This window comes from Sneathiella glossodoripedis JCM 23214, from assembly GCF_000616095.1.
In the GTDB taxonomy this organism is placed as follows: Bacteria; Pseudomonadota; Alphaproteobacteria; order Sneathiellales; family Sneathiellaceae; genus Sneathiella; species Sneathiella glossodoripedis.
Map to the genome: position 1 here is coordinate 434,290 of NZ_BAMS01000002.1, position 25,685 is coordinate 459,974.

Here is a 25,685-nt window from a genome sequence, read left to right on the forward strand (position 1 = left end):
GAAAGTGTATAACAGTACCACTTTTTCCTATTTTAGCTTTGCCAATTGAAAAAGGATAGTTAAAATCCTGACCAACTGGTCAAAAAAATGAATTTTTCTAACAGGTGGGAGTTTGAAGCATGGCGATTGTAAAATCAGGGCTTATACAGGTAGGTCTAAAGGGCAATACCGATATGAGCCCCAAAGAAATTAGTGATCTGATGATAGAGGCGCATATCCCATTTATCGAGGAAGCCGGTAAAAAGGGCGTGCAGGTATTAAGTTTTCAGGAAGTGTTCAATCAACCTTATTTTTGCCCCTCTCAAGATTCGAAATGGTACGCCGCGGCCGAGAAAGTACCGGACGGTCCAACTGTCAATCTGATGAAGGAATATGCCCGCAAATACAATATGGTGATTGTCGTTCCCATATATGAGGAAGAAAAAACGGGAATTTACTATAATACAGCGGCGGTAATTGATGCGGATGGGACCTATCTTGGCAAATATCGGAAAACACATATTCCGCAAGTCGCCGGATTCTGGGAGAAATTCTTTTTCCGTCCTGGAAATTCCGGATGGCCGGTTTTTGAAACGGCTTATTGTAAGCTTGGTGTTTATATCTGCTATGACCGCCATTTTCCAGAAGGCTGGCGGGCGCTTGCTTTGAATGGGGCTGAATATATTGTCAATCCTAGCGCTACTGTTAAAGGAGTGAGCCAGTACTTGTGGGAGCTGGAGCAACCGGCTTCGGCTGTTGCGAACGGAGTGTTTATCGGAGCAAATAACCGGGTTGGAACGGAAGCACCTTGGAATATTGGTGAGTTTTATGGCTCTTCCTATATCGTAAATCCACGGGGCGAGCTGATTGTTCAGGCGTCTGACGATAAAGATGAGTTGATAGTTGCCGACATGGATATGGATATGATCCGTGAGATTCGAAATAATTGGCAGTTCTTTAGGGATCGCCGTCCAGAGACTTACTTTGATCTGGCAGATGATCGCGTGAGCTGAGTGTCAGGCCCGAATTTCGGGCCTGTCTAATATAGCGTTGATGATTGCCGGTCGGGCAATTGAGTGTCATAAGAATCCGCATCAAAGTCTTCTTTGGCGGACTTCAGCATTTTGCCGGCAGTGGGAACTGTCTTAGGATCAACAACGGCATCTGACTGCCATAGACCAGATCGAATAAGTGCCCGTGCGCATTGGAAGTAAACGGCTTCTACAGACACGTGTATAACAACTTTTGGCAATTTCCCATCCATATCGAACAGGGAAAGCAAATCAGGATCGGTGGTAAGCTGCGCCTTGCCATTGATCCGAAGCGCTTCATTCACGCCGGGGATCAAGAACATCATGGCAATTTGCGGATTTGCGATAATGTTTTTAAGGCTGTCGAGACGGTTATTTCCTCTGCGATCGGGAAAAATAAGGGTTTTGTTGTCCAATAATTTGAAAGTTTGATCTTTAGCATCCCCACGAGGTGAGCAATCCAGACCATCTTTTCCCGACGTGGCAAAAGCAAAGAAACGAGATTTTTCCAGCCATTTTATATATTCATCAGTTAGAAACTTGGTTTCCTTCTGAATTGAGAGCGGATGAGCTTCTTCATAGATGCTGGATAGCTGCTCGAGTGTTGAAATCACGTTTTCAGGCATCCCGTTACCCCAGTTTTGTTTTTTATCAAACAAACTTTATGTTCAGTAATCCTGAAACGCAATTCTAAATGCCGTTAATCTTCGGATATTTTGCGCTCCCGATACAGGATGTATAACCCACTTCCAACAATTATTATGGCGCCCAGAATGGTATAAGCGTCAGGTAGATCACCGAAGAAAATATATCCAAAAATGGCCGTCCAAATTAGCTGTGTGTAGGAGAATGGGGCTACAGTTGATGCATTTGTGTATCTGAAGGCGACGATTATAATAAAGTGGCTTACACCACCAATCAGGCCGATTGTGGCCAACATAACCCATCCCATCAAGTCAGGCTGAACCCAGAAAAACGGAACGATGGCGGTCATGACAACGGTTCCGACCAAAGCGGTATAAAAAATGGTCGTATAAGAACTGTCTACATTTGCGAGTTTCTTTGTTGCAATTTGATAAGAGGCATAGAAGATCGACATGCCAACGACAAGAAACATTGCAGGATGAACAATTCCCATTCCCGGGCGCAGGATTATGAGCGCCCCGCCAAATCCAATAAAAACGGCTGTCCAGCGACGGATACTGACTTTTTCGCCCAGTAAAAAGACGGACAGAACTGTCACGAAAAGAGGGGAGGTACTCCCCATGGCCCCGGCGTCTGCCAAGGGAATGTATTTCAGCGCAGAAAAGAAGCAGATCGTTGCCCCCAGCAGCAACATGGACCGGAAAACTTGCAGTTTCGGTTTGGCGGTGACCACAAGTGACATCTTTAATTTAGGGGCCAAGACCAGGGTCATCAGGAGCATATGGAAGAAATATCTTGCCCAGACCACTTGTAGCGGCTCGTAGGTTTCATTGGCGTATTTTACAATGCTGTCCATGATCACGAACAGCAACACCGCCAGGCAGAAGAGGAAAATTCCCCGAAAAGAGAGAGGTATAATTCTATCAATTGTCGCAGATGACATCAGTATTCCATTCCTAGTCGCGCGTTTTCTTCTTCTTTCTGCGACCTAGAAACGATCTACCGAATAATCTGAAATGTCAAGTTTTGTGCGTATATTCAAAATCTGTTCCGTTATTAGCCTTGCTGATCCAGCACTGAGGGTCCAACCAAGTGTCCATGCCCGACATTCAAAAACAGGTTTTTAACAGGTGTCGGCCCAATGATTGGCACGCAGTCGGTGGTCATCGGGCGGGTACCGCACCAGCGTTCTGCTCCGTCGAAATCACCAGCATCTGGAAAAATTCCTCTCACAGAGGATAACACCATATCCTCGCGTATCCTGTTGGGGGGAGTTGTATATCCGTTAATTTCCGCGGTTCCAGCGGCCCGCAGCCTATTCCCCAGTCTGCTCATAACAACATGCTGTTCCATATCCGTAATACTGACTTTAGGTGCAGTATTTTTATTGCCAACCGGAATGCTAACCGAATAGCCTTTTACTGGATAAACAGGGATTTTTAGTCCTATTTTTTGTCCCAAAAATCTGGCATTTACGCCATTGCAAATAACGACACTATCAAATTCGAATATCTCGTTTTGGCTTGTTTTTATGGCAGAAACTTTGTGATTTTTAATAATAAAATCAGCGACTTCTGTGTCGAATTTAAACTCAACACCAAGATCCATACACCGCCTTTGCATGTGATCAGTGAATTTGCGTGCATCACCACTTTCGTCGATTTCGCTATATGTACCACCCAGAAGTTTTGTTTTGGCATTGGCGAGCGCAGGTTCAATTTTCTCAAGCTCATTTTGATCGAGAAGTTTCTGATTAACGCCGTTTTTATTGAGCCATTCGCAAAGCTGTTCGGCTTCGATTGCGGTTGCTTTGGTCGAAAACAGCTTTAAAATTCCTCGGGTTTCGTGATCAAATTCAAATGTCTCAGCGGTATTGATTTCCTGAAATGTTTGCTTGCTCAAATGCGCGAGTTTGAGAACCTTTAAGGCATTTTTGAAAAAACTTTTTTTGTTCGCACTGTATAGAAAATCTATACCCCACTTCCACATAAATGGATCCGGTTGCAGACGAAAAAGGAGGGGGGCGTCACCCCTGCCAAGCCACTTAATTAGTCTGCGAGGCACGTCCGGGCTGTTCCATGGAAAAGGCTGACTTATCGATATCTGCCCACCATTTGCAAAACTCGTTTCCGCCGCAACACGGCTATTGCGGTCAAAGACACTGACGTTACATCCCTGTTTTGCAAGCTGGTAAGCTGTGTTAATGCCGATAACACCAGCACCGATAACTGCGACATTCACAACAAAATACCTTTGGGTTGGGTGAATTTTGAGTGCACCTTATCCAATGAAGCAGGCCAACCTCAATCAAAAAAACAAGTTTTCAACTTCCGTATTGCAACTTGGGAAAAAAGTTTTAGAGTTCCCGGATGACTGAACCTTTAATATACGAACAGAATGAGGGGATTGTAACCCTCACGATCAATCGTCCGGAGGAGCGCAATGCCCTCTCTGACGATCTCATCTTCAATGCATTTATCGATGCTGCGAATAAAATCAATGCGGATAACAGCGTTCGATGCGTTATTCTAACCGGAAAGGGAAAGGCTTTCTCTGCCGGCGGGAATGTGAAACATATGCGTGATCGCGAAGGCTTGTTTGCCGGTACTCCGACAGAATTACGTCAGGGATATCGACATGGAATTCAGAAAATTCCACTGGCATTTTATAATCTGGAAGTCCCCACAATCGCTGCTGTGAATGGTCCTGCCGTCGGTGCAGGCTGCGATCTTGCGTGCATGTGCGACATTCGAATTGCCGGGACATCAGCCAAATTTGCTGAAAGCTTTGTGAAGCTTGGTATTATTCCAGGTGATGGCGGGGCTTGGTTTTTGCCGCGTACAATCGGCAAAAGCAGAGCAGCAGAATTGACTTTTACTGGCGATATGATCGACGCACAGACAGCCTTGGACTGGGGATTGGTCTCCAAGGTGGTTGAGGATGCTGAGCTGATGAGCGCTGCAACGGATCTGGCCACACGAATTGCCAAGAACCCACCGCATGCATTGCGACTTTCCAAAAAGCTGATGCGCGAAGGTGAACATATGCGGCTCGATAGCCTGCTTGAGTTATCCGCAAGTTTTCAGGCACTTAGTCATTACACTGAAGACCATATGGAAGCTATTAACGCATTTTTTGAAAAACGCGACGGCGATTTCAAAGGTAAATAAACAACCTTTTCAGGACGGCTGAAGTTATTGACTTCAGCGTTTACATGTGTCACCAGTTTTTGAATTGCGACATCAGATCGTAAAATGATCCTTTATCGTTTCTATAAGCAAATTTGATGACAATCTTGTTGGCTTTAGGGTCAATACCAAGGAGTTGTCCCGCAAAACCAACACCCCAAAACCCGGACGAAAAACGTGGCTCTGTCCACCATTGATATCCGTAACCTGCAAAAGCAGATGACTGTTTTTTATCAAGAGGCGTATGTGTCCTAGTGGCCTCTCTTAAATAGTCTGAAAAACAGCCTTTTTTATCAAAGCTGTTCTCAATCCATATTCCAAGCCGTGCCCAGTCACGCAAACTTGCCTGAAAGCCCGAGCTTGAGATGGTATCCCCGTTGCGGTCACTTTCCCAGTATGCAGATTTCTCAGATCCAATTTTCGACCATATGACGTCTTCAAAATATGGTGCGACGGGACGACCTGTGGATTTCTTGATCACCATTGACAGGCTGAGTGTATCGAGTGATTTGTACATAAATTGCGTGCCGGGTTTGGCAACATCAGTTTGAATAATGTTTTCCCACCATTCGCCCCAAAGGAGTTCTTCGATTGTGACCTGCCTTAGACGTAGTGGCCAGTGAGCACCACTATAGGGCTTCAGGTTGCGGGGATTTTGTCCAATTCCGTATTTAAATGCGGGCTGTCCACCGCGCGCTGATTTATAGGCCCCAGAGCTCATCGTAAGCAACTGCGCTATAGTCGATTTTCCCAGGTTGGAATTTCCAAGTTCCGGAACATATTTTTGAGCGTTGTCGGTTAAGCTTGCTATTTTTCCTTCGCATAAGGCTTTGCCGATGGCCAGACTGGTCAGGCTTTTTCCGATACTCATGCTAAAAAATTCAGAGTTTGCAGACCCCAACCCTGCGTATTTTTCAACAATGATTTTGCCGTCAATTAGAACAATTATGCCGGTTGTGGCGGTGTATTTGTCCATATAGGCGTCAATATCGGAAACAATTTTGGCATATCTGGGCGATTGCAATTCGTTTCGTGATGCGCGCTGAAGGGTAGAAGGGGTATGGCTTTCAGAGAGCCGGTAAAAGTTTGCGGATGGAACGCTGCGATAGCCCCCGACATTGTATTTTTCCAGCATTTCTGAAGCGAAAATAGGGGCCGGAGACTGCACAAGAAAGGTTGCAATTAATAATGCCGTCCGTAGAATTTTCATTCAGCAGGTTCCTAAATAATAAGAGAACAAGTATTACCAATTATACTAGTGTGTAAAAGAGGATATGAAATCTCAATTTCAGCTTAAGGGACCGATCTTTCAAATGGCAATGAAGTTATTCGCCAGCTTTATAGCACTGCTGTTGTTATCTTCCTGTGCACCCCAAGTTCAGGACATCGGTGCCCCGGTGAGAGAGGCCCACATCTCGGATGCATATTTTCATGCTCCTGATGGTGCAAATCTACCGCTGAAATCCTGGAAACCAGAAGCAGAAAATCTGTCGGCCATTGTGATAGCTGTACACGGTTTTAACGATTACAGGAATGGATTTGCGTTTCCGGCCAGTTGGTGGATGCAGCAAGGAATTGCGACTTTCGCTTTTGACCAAAGGGGATTTGGTGAAAATGTTCCAGTTGGGATTTGGGCGGGGGAAGAACAGCTTGTAAAAGACCTGGTTGAATTTACCAAGCTTGTGAAAAGTGCATATCCCGAGATACCTGTTTATCTGCTTGGTGAAAGTATGGGCGGGGCAATTGTAATCGCAACCGCTGTGAATGAGCAGTTGCCAGACATTGAGGGCATCATATTGTCCGCGCCGGCTGTTTGGGGTTGGCAGTCATTGAATCTTTTTTATCGAGTAGTTCTATGGACGAGCGCGCATATCGTACCGGAAATGACAGCGTCTGGTGACGGGCTTGGAATTCAGGCATCCGATAACATTTCCATGCTCCGAAATTTGGGACGTGATCCCAAGTTCATAAAGCAAACGCGAATTGACTCGGTATATGGTTTGGTCAACCTTATGGAGTTTGCCTATGTGAACGCAAAGCACATCCAAGTGCCGATGCTGGTCTTATATGGGGCAAAGGATGAAGTGATACCAAAGAAACCGGTTGATCAGATGGTTCAGACATTGCCAGCAAATGCCGATATTGTTTTATATCAGGAAGGTTGGCATCTATTGCTCCGTGATTTGCAAGCAAAAACGGTCTGGCAGGATGTTGCAAGCTGGATTGGAAGCAGAAATATTCCTTCGGGCAATAAAGTCAGAGAACTTCCGCTTTTTAAGGATGATTAACTCGTCTGAGAGAAATTCAATTCATTGATAGCTGGTATGAGTTCGTCAAAATGATCGATCAGTTTGTCTGCACCCAATTCATTAGGGGCTATATCTGTGTAACCAAAGCTGACAGCAATATTGGCAATGCCCGCGGATTTAGCTGCACTGATATCGTTGATACTATCCCCGACCATTAATGCAGGAAGGGTTGTTTGAGTCATCTGATCCAGTGTTAGATTAATGTGATCCGGATGTGGCTTTCTGACAGAAAAACTATCCCCGCCCGTAATCACCGACATAAAAGGATCAAAGCCAAAATCCTTTGATAGTATTTTTGCAAATTTGACAGGTTTATTTGTGCAAATTCCAAGCTCACACCCAGCATCATTCAGTTTGCTGAGGGATTCCATCACACCTGGAAACAGTAAACTGCTATCGGATAGATGTTCACCATAGTAAATCATGAACACGTCAAACAATTCGTCAATCTGCTGCTCGCTTCCTTTTTCGCCAGTGGCCGCCAACCCTTTTTCGAGCAATACCCGCGCACCTTGGCCGACCATATGTTTGACACTTTCAAGTGAGACACTCTGCCGGCCTGCGAAATTGAGGCAATGGTTGAGCGCTTGGTGAAGGTCGGGAGCTGTATCGAGAAGGGTTCCATCCAAATCGAACAAAATACGCAAAGGGGACATCTTGAAAAATCCAGTAACACATTGTTATTTGTCGGGAAGGTACACTTTGTGCGAGATTGCCTTCAACCTTAAAAAGTAACCTTGGCATTTTTTATTAACTGAGAGCATTGGAATGAGCGTTGTTGCACCGGTAATTTTGGCCGCTGGCATGGGCAGTCGTATGAAATCAGGCACGCCAAAAGTTTTGCACAAAATTGGGGGCCGGGCGATGATTAGTCATTTGCTGGCAACAGTTGGATCGATCACCGATGAAGAAGCGGTTGTTGTTGTTGCACCAGGAATGGACGACGTCAAAGGAGAAGTTTCGCCGGCGAGATGCGTAATCCAGCCAGACGCCAAAGGCACTGGACATGCTGTTAAATGTGCCCTGCCAGAAGTTAAAGAAGGTGCCGATACTGTTTTGGTTCTATATGGCGACACGTCACTCCTTAGCCGTGAAACACTGATAAAAATGATTGAGGCCGCGAGTGCTGACAAAAAACCAGCAGTTGTTGTCTTGGGGTTCGAGCCTGCGGATCCACTTGAATATGGCCGTCTGGTTCTGGATCAGAAAGGTGATCTTGCCGCAATTACGGAATATGCAGATGCAGATGAAACTGTTCGAAAAATCGGTCTTTGCAATTCGGGTGTGATGGCTATTCGCGGGGATATTGCGAGCGAGCTGATTAATGAAATTTCCAGCAACAATGCGAAACAGGAATTTTATCTGACCGATATCGTCGAAATAGCCAATCGCAAGGGTTATACCTGCACGGCAGTGATTGGTGACGAGGACGAATTGTTGGGGGTGAACAACCGGGAGCAACTGGCGAATGCCGAAGCGGTGTTGCAGCGGCAATGGCGCAAGCAAGCACTCGAAAGTGGGGTCACTCTGATTGATCCAGATACTGTATTTTTCAGTCACGACACGCAGATCGGGCAAGATGTCGTCATTGAACCAAACGTGTTTTTTGGACCTGGTGTTAAGATTGGGGACAATTGCCAGATCAAGGCTTTCTCACACTTGGAAGGGTGTAGCGTTGAAAATAGCTCAACAATTGGGCCCTTCGCGCGTTTACGTCCGGGGGCAAGTCTGGGCGAGAATGTAAAGATCGGAAATTTTGTAGAGGTCAAAAAATCTCGCTTGGATGACGGGGCTAAAGTCAGTCATTTGTCTTATATTGGTGATGCTCATGTGGGGGCCGACGCGAATATTGGAGCGGGAACATCACCTGCAACTATGATGGGTATGATAAATTCAAGACAGAGATTGGAGCCGGAGCCTTTGTCGGATCCAACACCGCACTGGTCGCGCCGGTAAAGGTTGGTAAAGGGGCAATCATTGGGGCTGGCAGTACCATCACAAGAGATGTAGACGACGATGCACTGAGTGTCGAGAGAGCAGAAGAAGTGCAGAAATCAGGCTGGGCAGCTCGTTTTAGAAAATTAAAAGCGCGCCTTGGTAAATAGGCAGTTTATAACAAGGAAATGATCATCACATGTGCGGAATAGTTGGCGTACTTGGAAAAAGCGATGTTGTCCCCTCGTTAATCGGTGGCTCAAGCGACTGGAATATCGTGGGTATGACAGTGCGGGAATCGCAACCTTGACCTCAAACGGACTAGAGCGTCGCCGGGCAGAGGGGAAATTGAAGAACCTGGAGGCGGTTCTGAAAAATAACCCGTTAAGTTCACTCGCTGGTATTGGTCATACCCGTTGGGCAACCCATGGCGTGCCAAATGAAATCAACGCGCATCCCCACGTAACAAGTGAGCTTGCGTTAGTGCATAACGGGATTATTGAAAATTATCAGGAATTGGCGTCGGGCCTCGCGGATCGCGGATATCCTATTGAATCTGACACTGATACCGAAATCGCCGCATGGGTAATCACCAGTTTTATTGATGATGGATTGACCCCTGAAGACGCAATGGCAGCAGCGCTCAAAAAATTTCAGGGTGCGTTTTCACTAGCGGTCATTTTCAAAAATGATGATGATCTGATGATTGGCGCGCGTCGCGGTGCACCGCTCGCTGTTGGTTGGGGGGATGGAGAGATGTTCCTTGGCTCTGATGCATGGCGCTCGCTCCTTTAACTCAGCGTATTTCCTATTTGGAAGAAGATGACTGGGTTGTCCTAAATCGTGAGGGCGCAACTTTTTATGATAAAGCGGGCTCTGTTGTTACAAGAGATATTCGTCAAACCAAATTAACGGGTGCCATGATTGGTAAAGGCAATCATCGGCATTTTATGATGAAGGAAATCGTGGAGCAGCCCGCTGTTATTGGTGAAACTTTAAACAGTTTTTTCAATCCAAAAAGCCGAACCATCACACTTCCCGATCTTCCCTTTGACTGGAATAGTCTGCCAAAAGTGACAATCGTCGCCTGCGGGACTTCTTTTTACGCTGGAATGGTTGCCAAATACTGGTTTGAAAAGCTTGCGCGTTTACCTGTTGAAGTGGATATCGCTTCGGAATTCCGCTATCGTAGCATGCCCCTTCCCGAAGGAGGGCTGGCGCTTTTCATTTCCCAGTCGGGCGAGACAGCAGACACATTGGCTGCACTGCGCTATGCCCGTGAAAATGGACAGCATATTGCGTCAATCGTGAATGTTGAAGAAAGCTCGATGGGGCGCGAGTCCGACTTTGTGTTCCATACGCAGGCCGGTCCTGAAATCGGCGTTGCGTCGACCAAGGCCTTTACGTGTCAGTTGGTTACGCTTGCCTGCATCGCCATACATGCCGGTACCACCAGAAAAACATTGGATCATGAAGAAGAAGCTGAACTCTGTCAGGCACTTAGCGAGGTTCCGGCCAGAGCGGCAGATATTTTGGAAAATGACGAGGCCATCCAGCAACTGGCAACCGAGATTTTTGAAGCAAGAGACATCCTTTATATTGGCCGGGGTCCCGGTTATCCGATCGCAATGGAAGGGGCGCTTAAGCTTAAAGAGCTTTCCTATATCCACGCAGAAGGATATGCAGCGGGTGAACTCAAACATGGTCCCATAGCCTTACTTGATGATGCTGTTCCCGTAATCGTGGTTGCGCCAAGTGATGAGTTCTTTGAAAAAACAGCGTCCAATATGCAGGAAGTCATGGCGCGTAATGCACAGGTTATTTTTCTTTCTGACGCAGAGGGAATTTCAAAACTTGGTGAGAATGTGCTTGGAAAAATTGAACTTCCAACGGTTAATTCCTTTGTCTCGCCCATTCTCTATGCCCTTCCGGTGCAGATATTGGCCTATCACGTTGCAGTGCTTAAAGGCACAGATGTGGATCAGCCGCGCAATCTGGCAAAATCGGTAACCGTGGAATAGGGCACAGTCATTGATTTAGCCCCGTATTCTGTACATTTGACGGAACTGCGCTATCTCATTTTACGTAACTGCAGGCTGGGTTTTCAGCATTCTTACGTAAAGGGAGGAAGATCATGCAGAAAATGGTGCAGTCCGAAACACCGGCAATTCGCGAAGCTGTTGGGTTATTTCAGGATATGAATGCCCTGTATGACTGTGTGGATACGCTTCAAAACAGAGGGTTTGATCGATCTGAAATCAGTTTGATGAATTTTGAAGCTCAGGCTCATTCCATCAACGGTAAAACAATTACCAATATGCGAAAGCTTGAAGATGACCCCTCCGTTAAAAGAATGCCTTTTATTGAAAGACAGTCTTTGGGGGACGCTCAAGGGTTCCTGATTGCTTTGCCAATCTATATTTTCACCTTGTTAGGGGTTGGAATATCCACGGCGCTCTCACTGGGGACTGTATCCATGTTTATTGTTGCGGCAGGGTGCGGTTTTCTTGGCTGTGCACTTGGTTTAAGGGGCGCATACTGGATCAAAGGGCGCAGTGAAAAATCATTGAAAGACCAGCTTGCCCGGGGCGGAATTCCGATTTGGATCCGTGTCAAAGACAAGCAGCATGAAGAACGAGCGTTGGAAGTTCTCAAGGAATTCAACGCGTTGGATGTTCATATTCACGATTTAAAAGAAGAGCCGTATATGGTGGATGATGGTCGAACCACTGTTGTTCACATTCTGCATTAAGCACAAACCGAATTTTCGCTCCTGAGGGTCACAAAAACAAAGTGATCCGCGTCTTCCTTTTTTGTTGTTGTATAAAGGAAGACGCCATGCCAGGAGATTTTTCAGAAGGAAAAACATTTAGGGACTTAGTTGCAAAATGCGGAGAACATTTTCGTTCGATTGAGGATGCAAATACGATTGTCATAAAGCTCGGTTCATCGTTAATTTTAAGAGAATCTGAAGAACGAAGGAGACAAGGCGTTCCTTCAATGGAGATTGATAGGGACCGGTTAAGCGCGTTTATTAAAAGCATTTCAGAGATGGTAATTGGCGATAAAGCGAAAAAGCGAGAAATTGTTTTTGTCTCTTCTGGTGCAGTAGGCTTGGGTCGTTCGATATTGAAGATAAACAAATCTGAGGAAAAACTGGAGGACAAGCAGGCAGCCGCCGCAGTGGGGAACGCCGATTTAATCAAATATTATGTCGAAGAATTCAAAAATAATGGTGTTATTGCAGGACAGGTGTTGATGACACCTCAAAATACCGATCATTCCCGGAGCCGACATAATATCCGAAAGACGATCTTCGGTATGCTTAAAAGGAATGTCGTTCCCATCATCAATGAAAATGATGCCGTGACCACCTATGGTATTCGTTATGGCGACAATGACAGCCTCGCATCCTTGGTTGCGAAAACGATCACTGCTGACACCGTGGTCCTGTTTACTGATATATTGGGGTTCTACACAAATTTTGGTGAAGAAAATCAGGGATTGGAAATTTTTTCAGAAGGCGTGTCACGAGAACATATTTCAGGTGCAGGTGGGGCCGGTACAGATGTTGGAACAGGTGGTATGGCAACAAAAGTCAATGCTGCCAGAATAGCAACGGAACAGGCTGGATGTAACTTGGTTATTGCTTGTGGACGTGATCCAATTGCTACATTTTTACATGAAAAGCAATTGTTATCAGGTAAAACTGGTAAAAAATTATCCAGACGCGACGATAGGGACCACAGCAACGTGAGCCGACTTTTTAAAGGCAACCTTCCTTTCACTATTTTCAAGTCTAGACTCAATCCCGCGCAAGCCCGCTCTTTGGCGATTTATGATGAGGCGATGAGTAAATATGGAAAAATAGTTATTACCGAGTTTGAGCCAGGCAGAGATATTCTTCCTGAATATATTTTGGCTGTTTCTGGTGAAGCAGATCGCGGTGAGGCAATTCGGATAATCGAGGCGTCGCCAGTTGGAGTGAACAAATTAATTGGATTTGGGATTCTCGCACATTCTCTTGCAGATGTAATGAAAATCAGAGGGCTGCAGAGCGCTGAAGAAGTGGCTGAAAGGTTGGGTTATTCAGGCAGACATGCTGTGGTTAAGGCGGAAGACTTTGTTTTGCAAAATCAAGCCTTAAGTGCCTTGAAAGCGAGTAATTTACCGATATCCAATGAGAAAGCATTTATCCCGGCAATTGGGGAAGAGGCCAAACAGGATTAAAATTTGCAATTATTCATCTTGTTTCGCAGATAACGCCTAAATAATGGGTGATGTTACCATCGCTATCGAATAAGGGGCAGTCCAGACTTTCAAAAGTGATGAACTCTCTGTCAACAAAACTAAGGTTCCCCCGGCATCTGCTGGGGGAATTTGTTTTGGAAATTTCATCCAGATATTTCGCCAGCTGTCGGTCTTCGTACGGCTCGCTAGTAAGAGAAATATCAACCATCCTGTAATGATTGCCAATTAGTTGCCCAACTTTATTCCCGCAAAGTCGGTACAAATATTTACCGGACGAGATTTTTTCTATCAAATAGATGTTGCTGGCAAGTGAGGGGACTGATGCAATGTCAAAGTCTGATCTTTGAGGCAAATCTGGCGTAAAGGAGCTCCACCACTCAAACAATTTGCGGGTTAGAGTACACCGGAGTTCGGACACACTATTGATCGGGGTGCTTTGAATGAGCCTGAAGTTGTCAGATCTTTGTTCGTAAGCAAATAAGCTTTGTTCCATTTAATCCCCACAATAACGCTACTGGATTGTGCACTCCATTTAAATCTCCTTTGGTTAATTCTCCGTTACAGTTGCCAGATGACCTTTCATGTTTTGTGTCTCGATGTGGAAGGTGTTTCTTGCCGAGCGATTTTTAAGCGCTTTTGTATCCCAGCAGCATCTTAGCCTGACTAGATGTAAAGAACTGAATTTATAGAGAAATCAACTTATTAACATCCTGAAGAATATGCAATCATTGTCCATTGCAGTGGACCGATTTCTCCCCTAAACTCTCGCCTCAAAACTATCAGGACAGGAGATCCCCATGTTGGACAAAGTAACAAATTCCCTAAATCTCAAAGATCCGTCTCTGTTCAGACAGCAAGGTTTGATAAATGGGATCTGGTGCGATGCCGACAATGGCGGAACTATTGAAGTCACAAATCCAGCAACAGGTGAAATTCTGGGTACTGTCCCTGAAATGGGAGCAAATGAGACCCGCCGCGCCATCGAGGCTGCTAAGGAAGCAATGCCTGAATGGGCCGGTAAAACGGCTAAAGAGCGGGCAAATATTTTGCGCAAGTGGCACGATTTGATGATCGAAAATACGGATGACCTTGCACGCCTGATGACAGTGGAAATGGGAAAACCACTGGCGGAAGCAAAAGGTGAGGTCGCATATGCGGCATCCTTTATTGAATGGTTCGCAGAAGAAGGGAAACGGATTTACGGTGATACAATCCCCGAACATCAAAGCGACAAAAGAATTATCGTCATTAAACAGCCCATCGGTGTTACCGTTGCAATTACGCCCTGGAATTTTCCGATTGCCATGATTACCCGCAAAGCGGCACCTGCACTCGCTGCAGGTTGCCCAATGGTAATCAAACCTTCCGAGCTAACACCATATTCGGCCTTTGCCATGGCAGAGCTTGCAGAACGGGCAGGGGTTCCAAAAGGTATTTTGGGTGTGGTTACTGGCGATGCGAAGGAAATTGGCAAGGAAATGACCAGTAATCCGATTGTTGCTAAACTCACATTCACTGGATCCACGGCAACCGGCAAGATCTTGATGGAGCAGTGTGCCTCCACCGTCAAGAAAACATCTATGGAGCTAGGCGGGAATGCACCCTTTATTGTTTTCGACGATGCAGATCTGGAAGATGCAGTCGAAGCCGCTTTGGCTTCAAAATACAGGAATGCAGGGCAAACATGTGTCTGTGCCAACCGGCTTTATGTTCAGGACGGAATTTATGAAGCCTTTTCTCGTCGGCTAGCGGAACGCGTTGCTGAATTCAAGGTTGGAAATGGACTTGATGACGGAGTAACGCAAGGCCCATTGATAAACGAAGCAGCCGTTCAAAAAGTAGAAAGCCATATTGAAGATGCGATTAGCAAAGGCGCGAAAGTCCTTGTTGGCGGCAAACGGCATCAGATGGGGCAAACCTTTTTCGAGCCTACGATCCTCACCGACGTAACGCCTGAAATGAAAGTGGCCAAAGAAGAGACGTTCGGACCAATGGCGCCACTCTTTAAATTTAGCGAAGAGGCAGATGTAATTCGCATGGCGAATGACACTGAATTTGGATTGGCTGCCTATATTTGTGCACGCGATATTGGGCGTATCTGGCGTGTCAGCGAAGGGCTTGAATATGGTATTGTAGGCATCAATACAGGTATTATTTCCACAGAAGTTGCTCCTTTTGGCGGGGTAAAACAGTCTGGCATCGGCCGCGAGGGTTCAAAATACGGAATTGATGATTATCTGGAGATAAAATACATGTGTCTGGGCGGTCTGGACAAATAATGTAATTGAACCTGAGGGCGCATTCCTCGATTAAAGGACACTCTAGTGACTTATGATTTTGATTTGTTTGTAATTGGTGCCGGTTCAGGCGGTGTTCGGGCATCACGGATTTCTTCGGGCTTTGGGGCGAAGGTTGCCATTGCGGAAGAATTCAGGGTAGGCGGCACCTGTGTTATCCGTGGCTGTGTGCCTAAAAAACTGTTTGTCTATGCCAGTCATTTTTCTGAAGATTTTGAGGATGCGCGCAATTTCGGCTGGACGGTAGAAGGTGTCAGCCATGATTGGAAAACCCTGATTGCCAATAAAGATGCTGAAATTGACCGCCTGAACGGTATTTATCACAATATCCTGTCCAACAATAACGTAACACTTTACGAAAACCGCGCTGAGATACTGGATGCTCACACGGTTAAAGTCGGCTCTGAGACTGTCACCGCAAAATACATTCTGATCGCAACCGGTGGAACACCGGTTATGCCCGATATTCCGGGAATAGAATATGCGATTTCCTCCAATGAAGCATTTCATTTGGATGATTTGCCCAAACGGGTTGTCGTCGTTGGAGGGGGCTACATTGCAGTTGAATTTGCAGGTATATTTAATGGTCTGGGTAGTGAAGTCATACAATTGTATCGCGGTGAGCAGATCTTGCGTGGATTTGATCACGATGTGCAGGAAATGCTTGCCGGAGAGATCCGTAAAAAAGGCGTCGATTTAAGAGTGAGGTCCAATCCGGCAAAAATTGAAAAGAGTGGTGACGAATTGATTGTTACGCTCGAAGATGGTTCGCAAATCAAAACGGATGCGATCATGTATGCAACTGGCCGCAAACCAAATACAGAAGGTCTTGGTCTGGAGAATGCCGGTGTTAAGCTCAAAGAAAACGGCGCGATTGCAGTTGATGAATTTTCCAGAACTTCCGTCGAAAATATTTACGCTGTGGGGGATGTAACAGACCGCGTTGCGTTGACGCCTGTTGCAATTCACGAAGGAATGGCATTTGCTGAGACGGTGTTTGATGGCAAAGCGAGAGCGTTTGACCATTCAGATGTCCCATCAGCGGTATTCTCCCAACCACCAGTGGGGACCGTTGGATTATCAGAGGCAGACGCCCGTGAAAAATACGGTGACGTTGATATTTACAAATCGGAATTTCGTCCGATGAAACAGACGATCACCCAAGGCGGTGAGCGGGCAATGGTGAAACTGATTGTTGAGCCAAAGTCAGATCGTGTAGTGGGTGTTCATGTCGTCGGGGCCGACGCTGGTGAAATCATTCAGGGATTTGGAGTTGCGGTTAAAATGGGAGCGACGAAGGCCCAGTTTGATGCAACAGTCGGTGTTCATCCGACACTTGCCGAAGAACTTGTTACACTCCGTGAAAAATACACTGGCGACTAGTCTGGAAAGCTTGATTGTGAGCTATTGCACAGGATTTGCCTGTAAAAAATGCTAATTTATAAAGGAAAATGTGGCTTTATCGTTGCGTTGCAGCGAAAAGCCTGTAGAAATTAACATTTGCAGAATTTGAGTTCTGGGCTAAGAAAATACACCTGAGGAATAAGAGAATGTCAAAAACATGGACACCTGATAGCTGGAGACAAAAGCCAATTCGGCAGGTGCCAACTTATACTGACGAAGCAGCATTGAAAGCAGTGGAAGAGGACTTAAGCAATTTCCCACCGCTGGTATTTGCAGGTGAAGCTCGCAATCTTAAGAAGCAGCTTGCGAAAGTCGCGCAAGGAGATGCATTTCTTCTTCAGGGGGGCGATTGCGCCGAAAGTTTCTCGGAATTCCACCCCAACAACATTCGCGACACCTTTAAGGTTTTGCTGCAAATGGCGGTGGTTCTGACATATGGCGGTAACAAGCCGGTTGTTAAGGTCGGTCGCCTAGCAGGTCAGTTTGCAAAACCGCGTTCTTCGGATGTTGAGACTGTAGACGGTGTGGAACTGCCCAGTTACCGCGGTGATATAATCAACGGGTTTGACTTTAACGAAGAAGCCCGAATTCCGGATCCGAAGAGGATGCTGACTGCCTATTCACAGGCCGCGTCTACTCTCAACCTGCTGCGTGCTTTCGCTCAGGGTGGGTATGCGGACCTGCATCAGGTACAACAGTGAATATGGGGTTCGTTGCCAGCAAACCACAAGGCGCGCGCTACAAGGAAATGGCCGTTCGCATTCAGGATGCACTGGCATTTATGGAAGCTTGCGGAATTACATCTGAAAATGCGCCTCAAATGGCGAAAACGGATTTCTTTACTTCTCATGAAGCCCTGTTGCTGCGTTATGAGCAGGCTTTAACGCGAATTGATAGTACTTCAGGTGAATATTACGATACTTCAGCCCACATGCTGTGGATTGGGGATCGCACAAGAGATCCTGACGAGGCACATGTGGAGTTTTTGAGCGGTGTTGCAAACCCAATTGGGGTGAAAGCGGGCCCCTCACAAGATCCTGATACATTGCTGCGCTTAATCGACAAGCTGAACCCTAATAATGATCCCGGGCGTTTGACGGTCATCTGCCGCTTTGGCGCCGGGAATGTTGAAAAGCACTTGCCCGGGTTTATTCGGAGAATTGAACAGGAAGGCCGTAAAGTCGTTTGGTCATGTGATCCGATGCATGGCAACACAATCAAATCTTCCACAGGATACAAAACGCGTCCGTTTGATCGCATCTTAAGTGAGGTCAAAGAGTTCTTTAATGTACATGCCGCGGAAGGTACTCATGCAGGCGGTGTTCATTTTGAAATGACTGGTCAGGATGTTACTGAATGCCTGGGCGGTGCTTTTGAAGTGACTGAAGAGCGCTTAAGTGACAGGTACCACACAGCTTGTGACCCACGACTGAATGCCAATCAAGCCTTGGAACTTGCATTTTTGATTGCGGAAATGCTTAAAAATGAAAGAGGGGACGGGAAAGTCGCAGCATCTGCCTCCTGATCCGAATAGTTGATGACCCATCAAGATATCAAAAATCCGCTAACGGCAATTGATAAGTCAATTGCGGCTCATACTGATCAGTACTTCAATCGTACCAAGCGCATTGTAGAGCAGTTTGGGGACAAGAAAGTAACCTATGCCGTCTTTATGCGGCGGCCGGTTATTTTCGCGCCCAGACTTTTACTCAACTGGCTTGAAAATATTAATGAGCTCCGCGGATACAGCTTTACCGTTGAGCCTTGTTATAAAGAAGGTGACTGGGTCGGAGCTGGTGAGCCTCTTGTTTATATTAGCGGCAGTTTTGTGGATTTGGTGGATCTTGAAACACTGTATTTGCAGAAACTGGGTCCTGCTTGCGTTGCTGCCTACAACGCCTATCTGATGTGCGGGTATATGCCCAATGCTTCTTTTCTGGCAATGGATGCGCGTCATTGTGCCGGTGCGGAAATGGCTGAAATGATGGCATATGCTGCGTCTGTAGGTGGTGCTGCAGCCAAAAAAGAGCACGGAGCCAATGGGTTCATCGGGAACGCAAATGACAGCACCGCGCATTATTTCGGGAATGATCTGGACTTGGGACAATGCCCCATGCCTTGATTGGATATGCCGGCAGCACATTGCGGGCCGCAGAAATGTTTGCAGAATGTTATCCAGGCGAGCCATTGACGGTTCTGGTGGATTATTATGGTAAGGAAATTACCGATGCCATCGCTGTTTGCGAGCGCTTTCCGGAGCTGGTGGAACAAGGCAAACTTTCTGTTCGTATGGACACACATGGAGGTCGGTTTATCGAAGGTCTGGACCCTGCTCAGTCTTACGCAGTGCTTGAGCGTCATGTGCCAAAAGGTATTCGGCAATATCGGTCAGAAGAAGAGCTTCGCTGGCTGGTTGGAACAGGAGTTTCAGCCGCGGCAATCTATCACATGAGAGAGAGTTTGGACGCCGCAGGGTTTCATAAAGCCCGAATTGTTGCTTCTTCCGGGTTTTCAGCCGAAAAATGCCGTGTTATGGGCAGTTTGAAAGCGCCAATTGATGTCATCGGCACTGGATCATATTTACCTGATCGCTGGGCTGAAACCTATGCGACTGCCGATGTCATTTCATATGACGGTGTGCCGAGCGTGAAATTGGGCCGCGAATTCCTTTTGAAAAAATAGATATTCGCTTTCCTTGACAGGAACAACCCTGTTGCATTACGTGTGCGAAAGTTTGAAGCACTATCAACAGGCAAGGAACCTATGATCAAGGGGCTGACAATATGACAGAAGCGTTAAGATCCTGCTGGCCCTTGCTGGTTGGCATTGGACTGATGATGCTTGGCAACGGCCTTCAGGGTAGTTTGCTGGGTGTGCGTGCCAATATCGAAGGATTTCCGACAGCAATCACCGGTCTGATCATGTCTGGCTATTATGTCGGCTTTCTTTTTGGCTCAGTGGTTACTCCGAAAATTCTGGAATCCGTTGGGCATGTCAGAGTATTTGCGGCCCTTGCGTCACTCGCATCCACGGCCGCACTTGTTCATGCTGTTTTTCCGGATCCTTACATTTGGGTTATTTTTCGAATTTTTACCGGATTTTCGTTTGCCGGCCTTTATATCGTCAGTGAAAGCTGGCTAAACGATACGGCAACAAACGAAACCCGCGGCTCAATTCTATCCATTTATATGATTATCACCTTTGGCGGCATGGCTGGCGGTCAGTTTTTGCTCAATTCATCAGATCCGGGGGGATATCAGCTATTTATCGTGGTGTCGGTCCTTGTTTCGCTTGCCTTGATACCAACGGCACTCACTGCTAGCCCGATGCCGAGCATGGAAGCACCAGACAAACTGGGAATTCGGAAACTTTACAAGATTTCTCCGCTCGGTGTTGTTGGTGTGATTATTGTTGGGATTACACAAGGTGCGTTTTTCGCGATGGCCGCGGTTTATGGTGGATTGATTGGTTTAACTGTCGGTCAAATATCTTTCTTTATCAGTCTTTCCGTTATTGGCGGGGCTTTGATGCAGCTTCCTATTGGAAAGCTGTCGGATATTATCGACCGAAGAAAGGTTTTGATGCTGACTGCTGCCGTTACGGCGGTTGCTGCAATTGCCATGTATAATGTGGAAGGGCTGAGCAATAAGCTATGGTTCATGGGCTTTTCTGTGATTTTTGGTGGTTTTTGCATGCCACTATATTCTCTGTGTCTTGCGCATACCAATGATCATCTGGAGCCCAATCAAATGGTTGCGGCTAGTAGCGGATTGATTTTTTTGAACGGGGTAGGGGCAATTATCGGCCCAACTGCTGTTTCTGTCTTGATGTCCACATTCGGCCCATCCGTGTTTTTTCTGTTCATGGCTGGGGCCTGTACATCAATCTTTGCATTCGCGCTCTATCGGATGACGGTCAGCCGGTCCGTTCCGTTAGATGATCAGGCGATTTTGTTGCCATGCCTGTACGGTCCGGTGTAGTTGCCGTGAATATGAACCCGGAAGCAGAAGAGTGGGACGAGGAAGCAGAAGACCAGGAGGCTTCCAGCGCAAAATCTTATCACATGAGCAAGGCATCCATGTCTATTATGGAAGAAGCTGATGGAGATGACGACGAAGATGATGATCCCATGCATGATGGCCCTACAATCTGGAACAGAAACGGTTAAAAAACCGTCTTGCAGTCTTGTCGATTTCAAGTAATTTGCATTCTTTTCGTTGCTGCAATGCGAAAGGGGCGGTAAAACCAATCCCATGACAGAAAAACTAAAAATTGCCCTGGCGCAGGCTAACCCAAAGCTTGGTGACATAGCGGGAAATATAAAACTGGCAAAAGAATTCCGGGCCGAGGCTGAAGCTGACGGTGCTGATTTAGTTGTGTTTCCTGAACTGTTTATTTGTGGTTATCCGCCCGAAGATCTCATTCTCAAACCTTCTTTCGTACGTGCGTGCGAGAATGCGATGCATGAACTGGCTGAGCTCACACTTGACGGTGGCCCTGCTATGCTCATGACAGGCCCGATGCCTGATGGAAAATATGTTCACAACAGTGTTTTTTTGTTGGAAAATGGCGCAATTTCAGCGTCCAGATATAAGAACAAACTCCCCAATTATGGGGTTTTCGATGAGAAGCGCGTGTTTGAGCCGGGGCCGCTGCCCGGTCCGATTTCCTTCAAGGGCGTCCGTCTGGGTGTAATGATCTGCGAGGATATGTGGTCCCCGGATGTTGCAGAATGTTTATCTGAAACAGGGGCGGAAATTCTGATTGTCCCAAATGGCAGCCCCTATGATCATGAAAAAGGGGATGCGCGCCTGAATTATGCTGTTGAAAGGGTGGGCGAGACAGAACTTCCCATCATTTACCTTAATCAGGTTGGAGGACAGGACGAGCTGGTCTTTGATGGTGGATCCTTTGTCCTAAATTCTGATAGAAGCCTTGCTACGCAAATGCCTAGCTGGAAAGAGTCGCTCTTGACTCTGCAGTGGGTTCGCAACGGTGAAAGCTGGCAGTGTGAAACGGCAGAGTTTTCTGATCCGGGCTCTTCACTTGAGCGGATCTACAATGCCATGGTCTTGGGCTTGAAAGATTATGTAGAAAAAAACGGGTTCCCGGGAGTGGTTCTGGGTCTCTCTGGTGGTATTGATAGTGCCTTAAGTGCTGCTGTGGCTGTTGATGCTTTAGGACCAGAAAGAGTGCATTGTGTAATGATGCCCTCTCGTTATACATCGAAGGAGAGTCTGGATGATGCTGCCGAATGTGCGCGGCTTTTGGGCGTGAAGCTGGACAGAGTGGACATTGAACCCGCCGTTGGCGCTTTTGATGGAATGCTTGCGCATCTTTTTGAGGGAACAACTGCTGATATCACCGAGGAAAATATTCAGAGCCGAATTCGGGGCTTAAGCCTGATGGCCATTTCCAACAAATTTGGAAAAATGGTGCTGACTACCGGTAATAAATCTGAGATGTCCACTGGATATGCGACAATTTATGGTGATATGTGCGGCGGCTACTCGGTCCTGAAAGACTTGTATAAAACGCTCTGTTTCGATGTTTCCAGATGGCGAAATTGCCATTTTAATACCCTTTTCAAAGGACCAAATGGGACTGTAATGCCAGATAATATCATTACGAAAGCACCAAGTGCGGAGCTAAGGGAAGATCAGAAGGATGAAGACAGTCTGCCTCCATACGAAATATTGGATGGCATCCTTCATGCGTTGGTCGAGGAAGAAAAATCCTACGCTGAAATTGTGGCGCAAGGCTATGACGGTCCAACTGTCAGCAGGATACAGAACCTGCTGTATGTTGCGGAATACAAACGACGTCAGGCCCCACCTGGTGTTAAGATTACAACCCGAAATTTTGGCCGGGATCGCCGGTATCCGATAACGAACGGATTTAGAGATAAAAGATGACTGCAAAATTTAGATTTGCCCCCAGTCCTACTGGCTACCTTCATGTTGGCAATGCCCGGCTAGCCCTCATCAACTGGCTGTATGCCCGGAAAATGGGCGGTCAGTTTGTATTACGACTGGATGACACGGACGCAGAAAGATCTACAGAAGAATATGCAAATGCTATTCAGGAGGATCTATCCTGGCTTGGGCTTGTTTGGGATGAGCTGAAAAAACAGTCAGACAGATCTGAACAATATAATGCGGCCTTTGATAAACTGAAGGCAGAGGGAAAGTTATACGCCTGCTATGAAACAGGCGAAGAGCTGGAATATAAACGTAAAAGGCAATTGGCGCGGAAGTTGCCACCGGTCTATGATCGGTCTGCGCTTAAGCTGACAGACGAGCAAAAAGCGGCTTATGAGGCCGAGGGACGTAAACCGCACTGGCGGTTCCTGCTTGATCAGGAAGTTGTCAGTTGGATGATCATGTTCGTGGCAAGGTGGAGGTCGATTGCGCGAGCATGTCTGATCCTGTTCTGATCCGAAGTGATGGAAGGCCACTTTATCACTTGCCTTCCGTCGTCGATGATATCGATTTTGCAATTACTCATGTTATTCGCGGGGAAGATCACGTAAGCAACACAGCGCTGCATATTCAGCTTTTCAAAGCGTTGGGAGCTGAGGTTCCTGCGTTTGCTCATATACCTCTTTTGATGGGTCCTGATGGTGGTCCGCTTTCAAAACGTGAAGGCAGTCAATCTTTGAGGGAAATGAGAGAAGGCGGCATTGACCCAATGAGTATTAATTCATTGTTGGCCCGTCTCGGGACATCGGACAATGTGACTGTTATGTCCCGGCTTGATGCAGTGCTGGACAGCTTTGACATAACCCATTTCAGCCGGGCAGCGGCCAAGTTTGATCCTGCCGAGCTTCGTAACCTTAACGCCAAACTACTGCATGAAATGCCTTGGGAAGAAGCTCAGGGTAAAATTGATCTGCCAGATGGTAGTGAGGATTTCTGGACAGCAATTCGTGGTAATCTGTCTGTTATTACAGATGCGCGGTTGTGGCATCAGGTTGTATATGGTTCAATCGAACCAGTTGTCGAGGATCAGGAATTTTTAAATGCGGCCAGCGAATTGCTGCCAGAAGGTCACCTTGATACCGAAAGCTGGAAGATTTGGACAACTGAGATCAAGGACAGATTGGGGGTTAAGGGTAAAGCCCTGTTTATGCCATTGAGGCTGGCTCTAACTGGGCAGTCACATGGACCGGAAATGGCGAAAATCCTACCGCTCATCGGGCGTGAAAAGGCGTTAAAACGCCTGAGCGGTCAAGCTGCATAATATATGGAATTGGTAAAGTGAAGCTATATCTCTACAACACTGCAAGCCGTCAGAAGGAAGAATTCATTCCGAACGATCCACAAAATGTCGGAATGTATGTGTGTGGTCCAACGGTTTATGATTACGCTCATATCGGCAATGCACGTCCAGTTGTAATTTTTGATATATTGGCTCGGCTTTTGCGGGATAAATATGGCGCTGATTGTGTTAATTATGTTCGCAATATTACAGACGTAGAAGACAAAATCATTGATGCGGCAGAAAAGAATGGCGAAAGCATAGAAGCTTTAACAACACGCACAACAGCAGCCTTTCATGAAGATATGGGGGCGTTGGGCGCATTGCCGCCAGATCGCGAACCAAGGGCCACTTTGCATATTGATGGTATGATCGAAATGATCACAACCCTGATTAACAAAGGTCACGCTTATGAGGCAGAGGGGCATGTGCTTTTTGATGTTCAATCCATGCCTGACTATGGAAAGCTGTCAGGGCGTAATCGTGATGATATGATCGCCGGTGCCCGTGTCGAAGTTGCCCCTTACAAAAAAGATCCAGCAGATTTCGTACTTTGGAAACCATCTCCCGGTGACATGGTTGGATGGGAAAGTCCTTGGGGCAAGGGGCGTCCCGGTTGGCATATTGAATGTTCGGTGATGTCAAAAGCGGAGCTGGGAGACACATTTGATATTCATGGCGGTGGGCGTGATCTCATATTCCCGCATCATGAAAATGAAGTGGCGCAAAGTTGCTGCGCAAACGGCGAAGGAACATTTGCCAAATACTGGGTTCATAACGGCTTTCTGACAGTTGAAGGCGAGAAAATGTCCAAATCACTGGGCAATTTCAGAACTGTCCGGGAATTATTGGCTGAGGCCCCCGGTGAGGCGCTGCGTCTTAATATGCTGACCGCTCATTATCGGCAACCTCTGGATTGGACAAGTGATGGTGTCAAGCAGTCCTTAACCAATGTGGACAGGCTGTATACTGCCTTGCAAAATTTGCAGGACGTAGAATCTGATACCAGTCAGGTGGCTGAAGATGTCCGCAGTGCCTTGCTTGATGATCTGAATACACCAAAGGCGTTGACGGCAATTTATGCAATTGCGTCTGAGGCAAATAAGGCAACTGACAAGGTGGAACGCGCGCGCTTGAAAGGATTGCTGTTGTCTGCTGGCGAACAGCTTGGTTTGCTCACCATGACGCCGCAGGAGTGGTTTCAGAACGCTAAAGGTGAAGATGGTCCGTCGGAAACAGAGATTGAAGAACTCATCGCTGAACGAGCACAGGCAAAACAGAATAAGGATTTTGCCAGATCTGACGAAATCAGAGACAACCTGAAAGCTGTAGGTGTTTTGCTTGAAGATGGTCCTTCCGGAACGACATGGAAACGCATTTAAGCGT

Annotated in this window: 17 protein-coding genes and 5 pseudogenes; 16 read left to right on the forward strand and 6 right to left on the reverse strand. The window is 46.7% G+C overall.

The window, feature by feature from the left end:
• The first annotated feature begins 119 nt into the window (after nucleotides 1–119).
• Entirely contained in the window at nucleotides 120–992 is an 873-nt protein-coding gene (locus tag JCM23214_RS10235; protein WP_025898873.1) for a nitrilase-related carbon-nitrogen hydrolase, read from the forward strand.
• Between the two features lie 26 nt (nucleotides 993–1,018).
• On the opposite strand, the gene JCM23214_RS10240 is transcribed toward JCM23214_RS10235, so the two are convergent.
• From JCM23214_RS10240 to JCM23214_RS20180, 3 genes are all read right to left on the reverse strand, one after another.
• Nucleotides 1,019–1,636, reverse strand: a complete 618-nt coding sequence (locus tag JCM23214_RS10240) for a pyridoxamine 5'-phosphate oxidase family protein (RefSeq protein WP_025898874.1) — start codon at nucleotides 1,634–1,636, stop codon at nucleotides 1,019–1,021.
• Nucleotides 1,637–1,710: 74 nt separating this feature from the next.
• A complete protein-coding gene (locus JCM23214_RS10245) occupies nucleotides 1,711–2,598 on the reverse strand; it encodes a DMT family transporter (protein WP_051548122.1) in 888 nt (295 codons plus the stop codon).
• Between the two features lie 113 nt (nucleotides 2,599–2,711).
• Complete coding sequence (locus JCM23214_RS20180) at nucleotides 2,712–3,896, reverse strand: D-amino acid dehydrogenase (RefSeq protein WP_051548123.1); 1,185 nt, start codon at nucleotides 3,894–3,896, stop codon at nucleotides 2,712–2,714.
• A gap of 128 nt (nucleotides 3,897–4,024) precedes the next feature.
• Here JCM23214_RS20180 and JCM23214_RS10255 point away from each other — a divergent pair, with 128 nt between their 5' ends.
• Nucleotides 4,025–4,825: a crotonase/enoyl-CoA hydratase family protein gene (locus tag JCM23214_RS10255; protein WP_025898876.1), complete on the forward strand. Its 801-nt coding sequence runs from the start codon at nucleotides 4,025–4,027 to the stop codon at nucleotides 4,823–4,825.
• A 49-nt stretch (nucleotides 4,826–4,874) separates the two neighbouring features.
• On the opposite strand, the gene JCM23214_RS10260 is transcribed toward JCM23214_RS10255, so the two are convergent.
• On the reverse strand, nucleotides 4,875–6,053 hold the full coding sequence (locus JCM23214_RS10260) for a serine hydrolase domain-containing protein (protein WP_025898877.1): 1,179 nt from the start codon (nucleotides 6,051–6,053) through the stop codon (nucleotides 4,875–4,877).
• 64 nt (nucleotides 6,054–6,117) lie between these two features.
• On the opposite strand from JCM23214_RS10260, the gene JCM23214_RS10265 reads away from it, so the two are divergent.
• Nucleotides 6,118–7,131: an alpha/beta hydrolase gene (locus JCM23214_RS10265; protein ID WP_051548124.1), complete on the forward strand. Its 1,014-nt coding sequence runs from the start codon at nucleotides 6,118–6,120 to the stop codon at nucleotides 7,129–7,131.
• Here JCM23214_RS10265 and gph read toward each other — a convergent pair.
• Nucleotides 7,128–7,808 carry a phosphoglycolate phosphatase gene (gph, locus tag JCM23214_RS10270; RefSeq protein WP_025898879.1) on the reverse strand — a complete coding sequence of 227 codons (681 nt, stop codon included), beginning with the start codon at nucleotides 7,806–7,808 and terminating at the stop codon, nucleotides 7,128–7,130. The two genes, JCM23214_RS10265 and gph, sit on opposite strands and share 4 nt — an antisense overlap.
• A 112-nt stretch (nucleotides 7,809–7,920) precedes the next feature.
• Here gph and glmU point away from each other — a divergent pair.
• From glmU to proB, 4 genes and pseudogenes are all read left to right on the forward strand, one after another.
• A pseudogene (gene glmU, locus JCM23214_RS20185) lies at nucleotides 7,921–9,257 on the forward strand (bifunctional UDP-N-acetylglucosamine diphosphorylase/glucosamine-1-phosphate N-acetyltransferase GlmU).
• A gap of 29 nt (nucleotides 9,258–9,286) precedes the next feature.
• A pseudogene (glmS, locus tag JCM23214_RS20190) lies at nucleotides 9,287–11,108 on the forward strand (glutamine--fructose-6-phosphate transaminase (isomerizing)).
• 113 nt (nucleotides 11,109–11,221) lie between these two features.
• Nucleotides 11,222–11,839: a hypothetical protein gene (locus JCM23214_RS10285; RefSeq protein WP_025898880.1), complete on the forward strand. Its 618-nt coding sequence runs from the start codon at nucleotides 11,222–11,224 to the stop codon at nucleotides 11,837–11,839.
• An 86-nt stretch (nucleotides 11,840–11,925) separates the two neighbouring features.
• On the forward strand, nucleotides 11,926–13,317 hold the full coding sequence (proB, locus tag JCM23214_RS22445; protein WP_025898881.1) for a glutamate 5-kinase: 1,392 nt from the start codon (nucleotides 11,926–11,928) through the stop codon (nucleotides 13,315–13,317).
• Between the two features lie 13 nt (nucleotides 13,318–13,330).
• Here the strand turns inward: proB and JCM23214_RS10295 are convergent, their stop codons facing one another.
• The gene (locus tag JCM23214_RS10295; protein ID WP_025898882.1) at nucleotides 13,331–13,831 is read right to left on the reverse strand and encodes a PAS domain-containing protein; all 501 of its coding nucleotides are present in this window, start codon (nucleotides 13,829–13,831) and stop codon (nucleotides 13,331–13,333) included.
• 304 nt (nucleotides 13,832–14,135) lie between these two features.
• On the opposite strand from JCM23214_RS10295, the gene gabD reads away from it, so the two are divergent.
• The 9 genes and pseudogenes from gabD to cysS all read left to right on the forward strand — a co-directional run bounded on the left by gabD (nucleotide 14,136) and on the right by cysS (nucleotide 25,681).
• A complete protein-coding gene (gene gabD, locus JCM23214_RS10300; protein WP_025898883.1) occupies nucleotides 14,136–15,617 on the forward strand; it encodes an NADP-dependent succinate-semialdehyde dehydrogenase in 1,482 nt (493 codons plus the stop codon).
• A gap of 45 nt (nucleotides 15,618–15,662) precedes the next feature.
• Nucleotides 15,663–17,018, forward strand: coding sequence for a glutathione-disulfide reductase (gene gor / locus JCM23214_RS10305; RefSeq protein WP_025898884.1), 1,356 nt, complete (start codon nucleotides 15,663–15,665; stop codon nucleotides 17,016–17,018).
• 167 nt (nucleotides 17,019–17,185) lie between these two features.
• Nucleotides 17,186–18,564, forward strand: a pseudogene (locus JCM23214_RS25420) (class II 3-deoxy-7-phosphoheptulonate synthase).
• Nucleotides 18,565–18,576: 12 nt separating this feature from the next.
• A pseudogene (locus JCM23214_RS26670) lies at nucleotides 18,577–19,721 on the forward strand (nicotinate phosphoribosyltransferase).
• A 101-nt stretch (nucleotides 19,722–19,822) separates the two neighbouring features.
• Nucleotides 19,823–21,019 carry an MFS transporter gene (locus tag JCM23214_RS10320; RefSeq protein ID WP_025898885.1) on the forward strand — a complete coding sequence of 399 codons (1,197 nt, stop codon included), beginning with the start codon at nucleotides 19,823–19,825 and terminating at the stop codon, nucleotides 21,017–21,019.
• The gene (locus JCM23214_RS10325; RefSeq protein ID WP_025898886.1) at nucleotides 20,998–21,207 is read left to right on the forward strand and encodes a hypothetical protein; all 210 of its coding nucleotides are present in this window, start codon (nucleotides 20,998–21,000) and stop codon (nucleotides 21,205–21,207) included. Before JCM23214_RS10320 ends, JCM23214_RS10325 begins: the two co-directional genes overlap by 22 nt.
• An 85-nt stretch (nucleotides 21,208–21,292) precedes the next feature.
• A complete protein-coding gene (locus tag JCM23214_RS10330) occupies nucleotides 21,293–22,954 on the forward strand; it encodes an NAD+ synthase (protein ID WP_025898887.1) in 1,662 nt (553 codons plus the stop codon).
• Nucleotides 22,951–24,281, forward strand: a pseudogene (gene gltX / locus JCM23214_RS26675) (glutamate--tRNA ligase). The gene JCM23214_RS10330 and the pseudogene gltX overlap by 4 nt, the downstream one beginning before the upstream one ends.
• Before the next feature lie 17 nt (nucleotides 24,282–24,298).
• Complete coding sequence (gene cysS / locus JCM23214_RS10340; RefSeq protein ID WP_025898888.1) at nucleotides 24,299–25,681, forward strand: cysteine--tRNA ligase; 1,383 nt, start codon at nucleotides 24,299–24,301, stop codon at nucleotides 25,679–25,681.
• Nucleotides 25,682–25,685 lie beyond the last annotated feature (4 nt).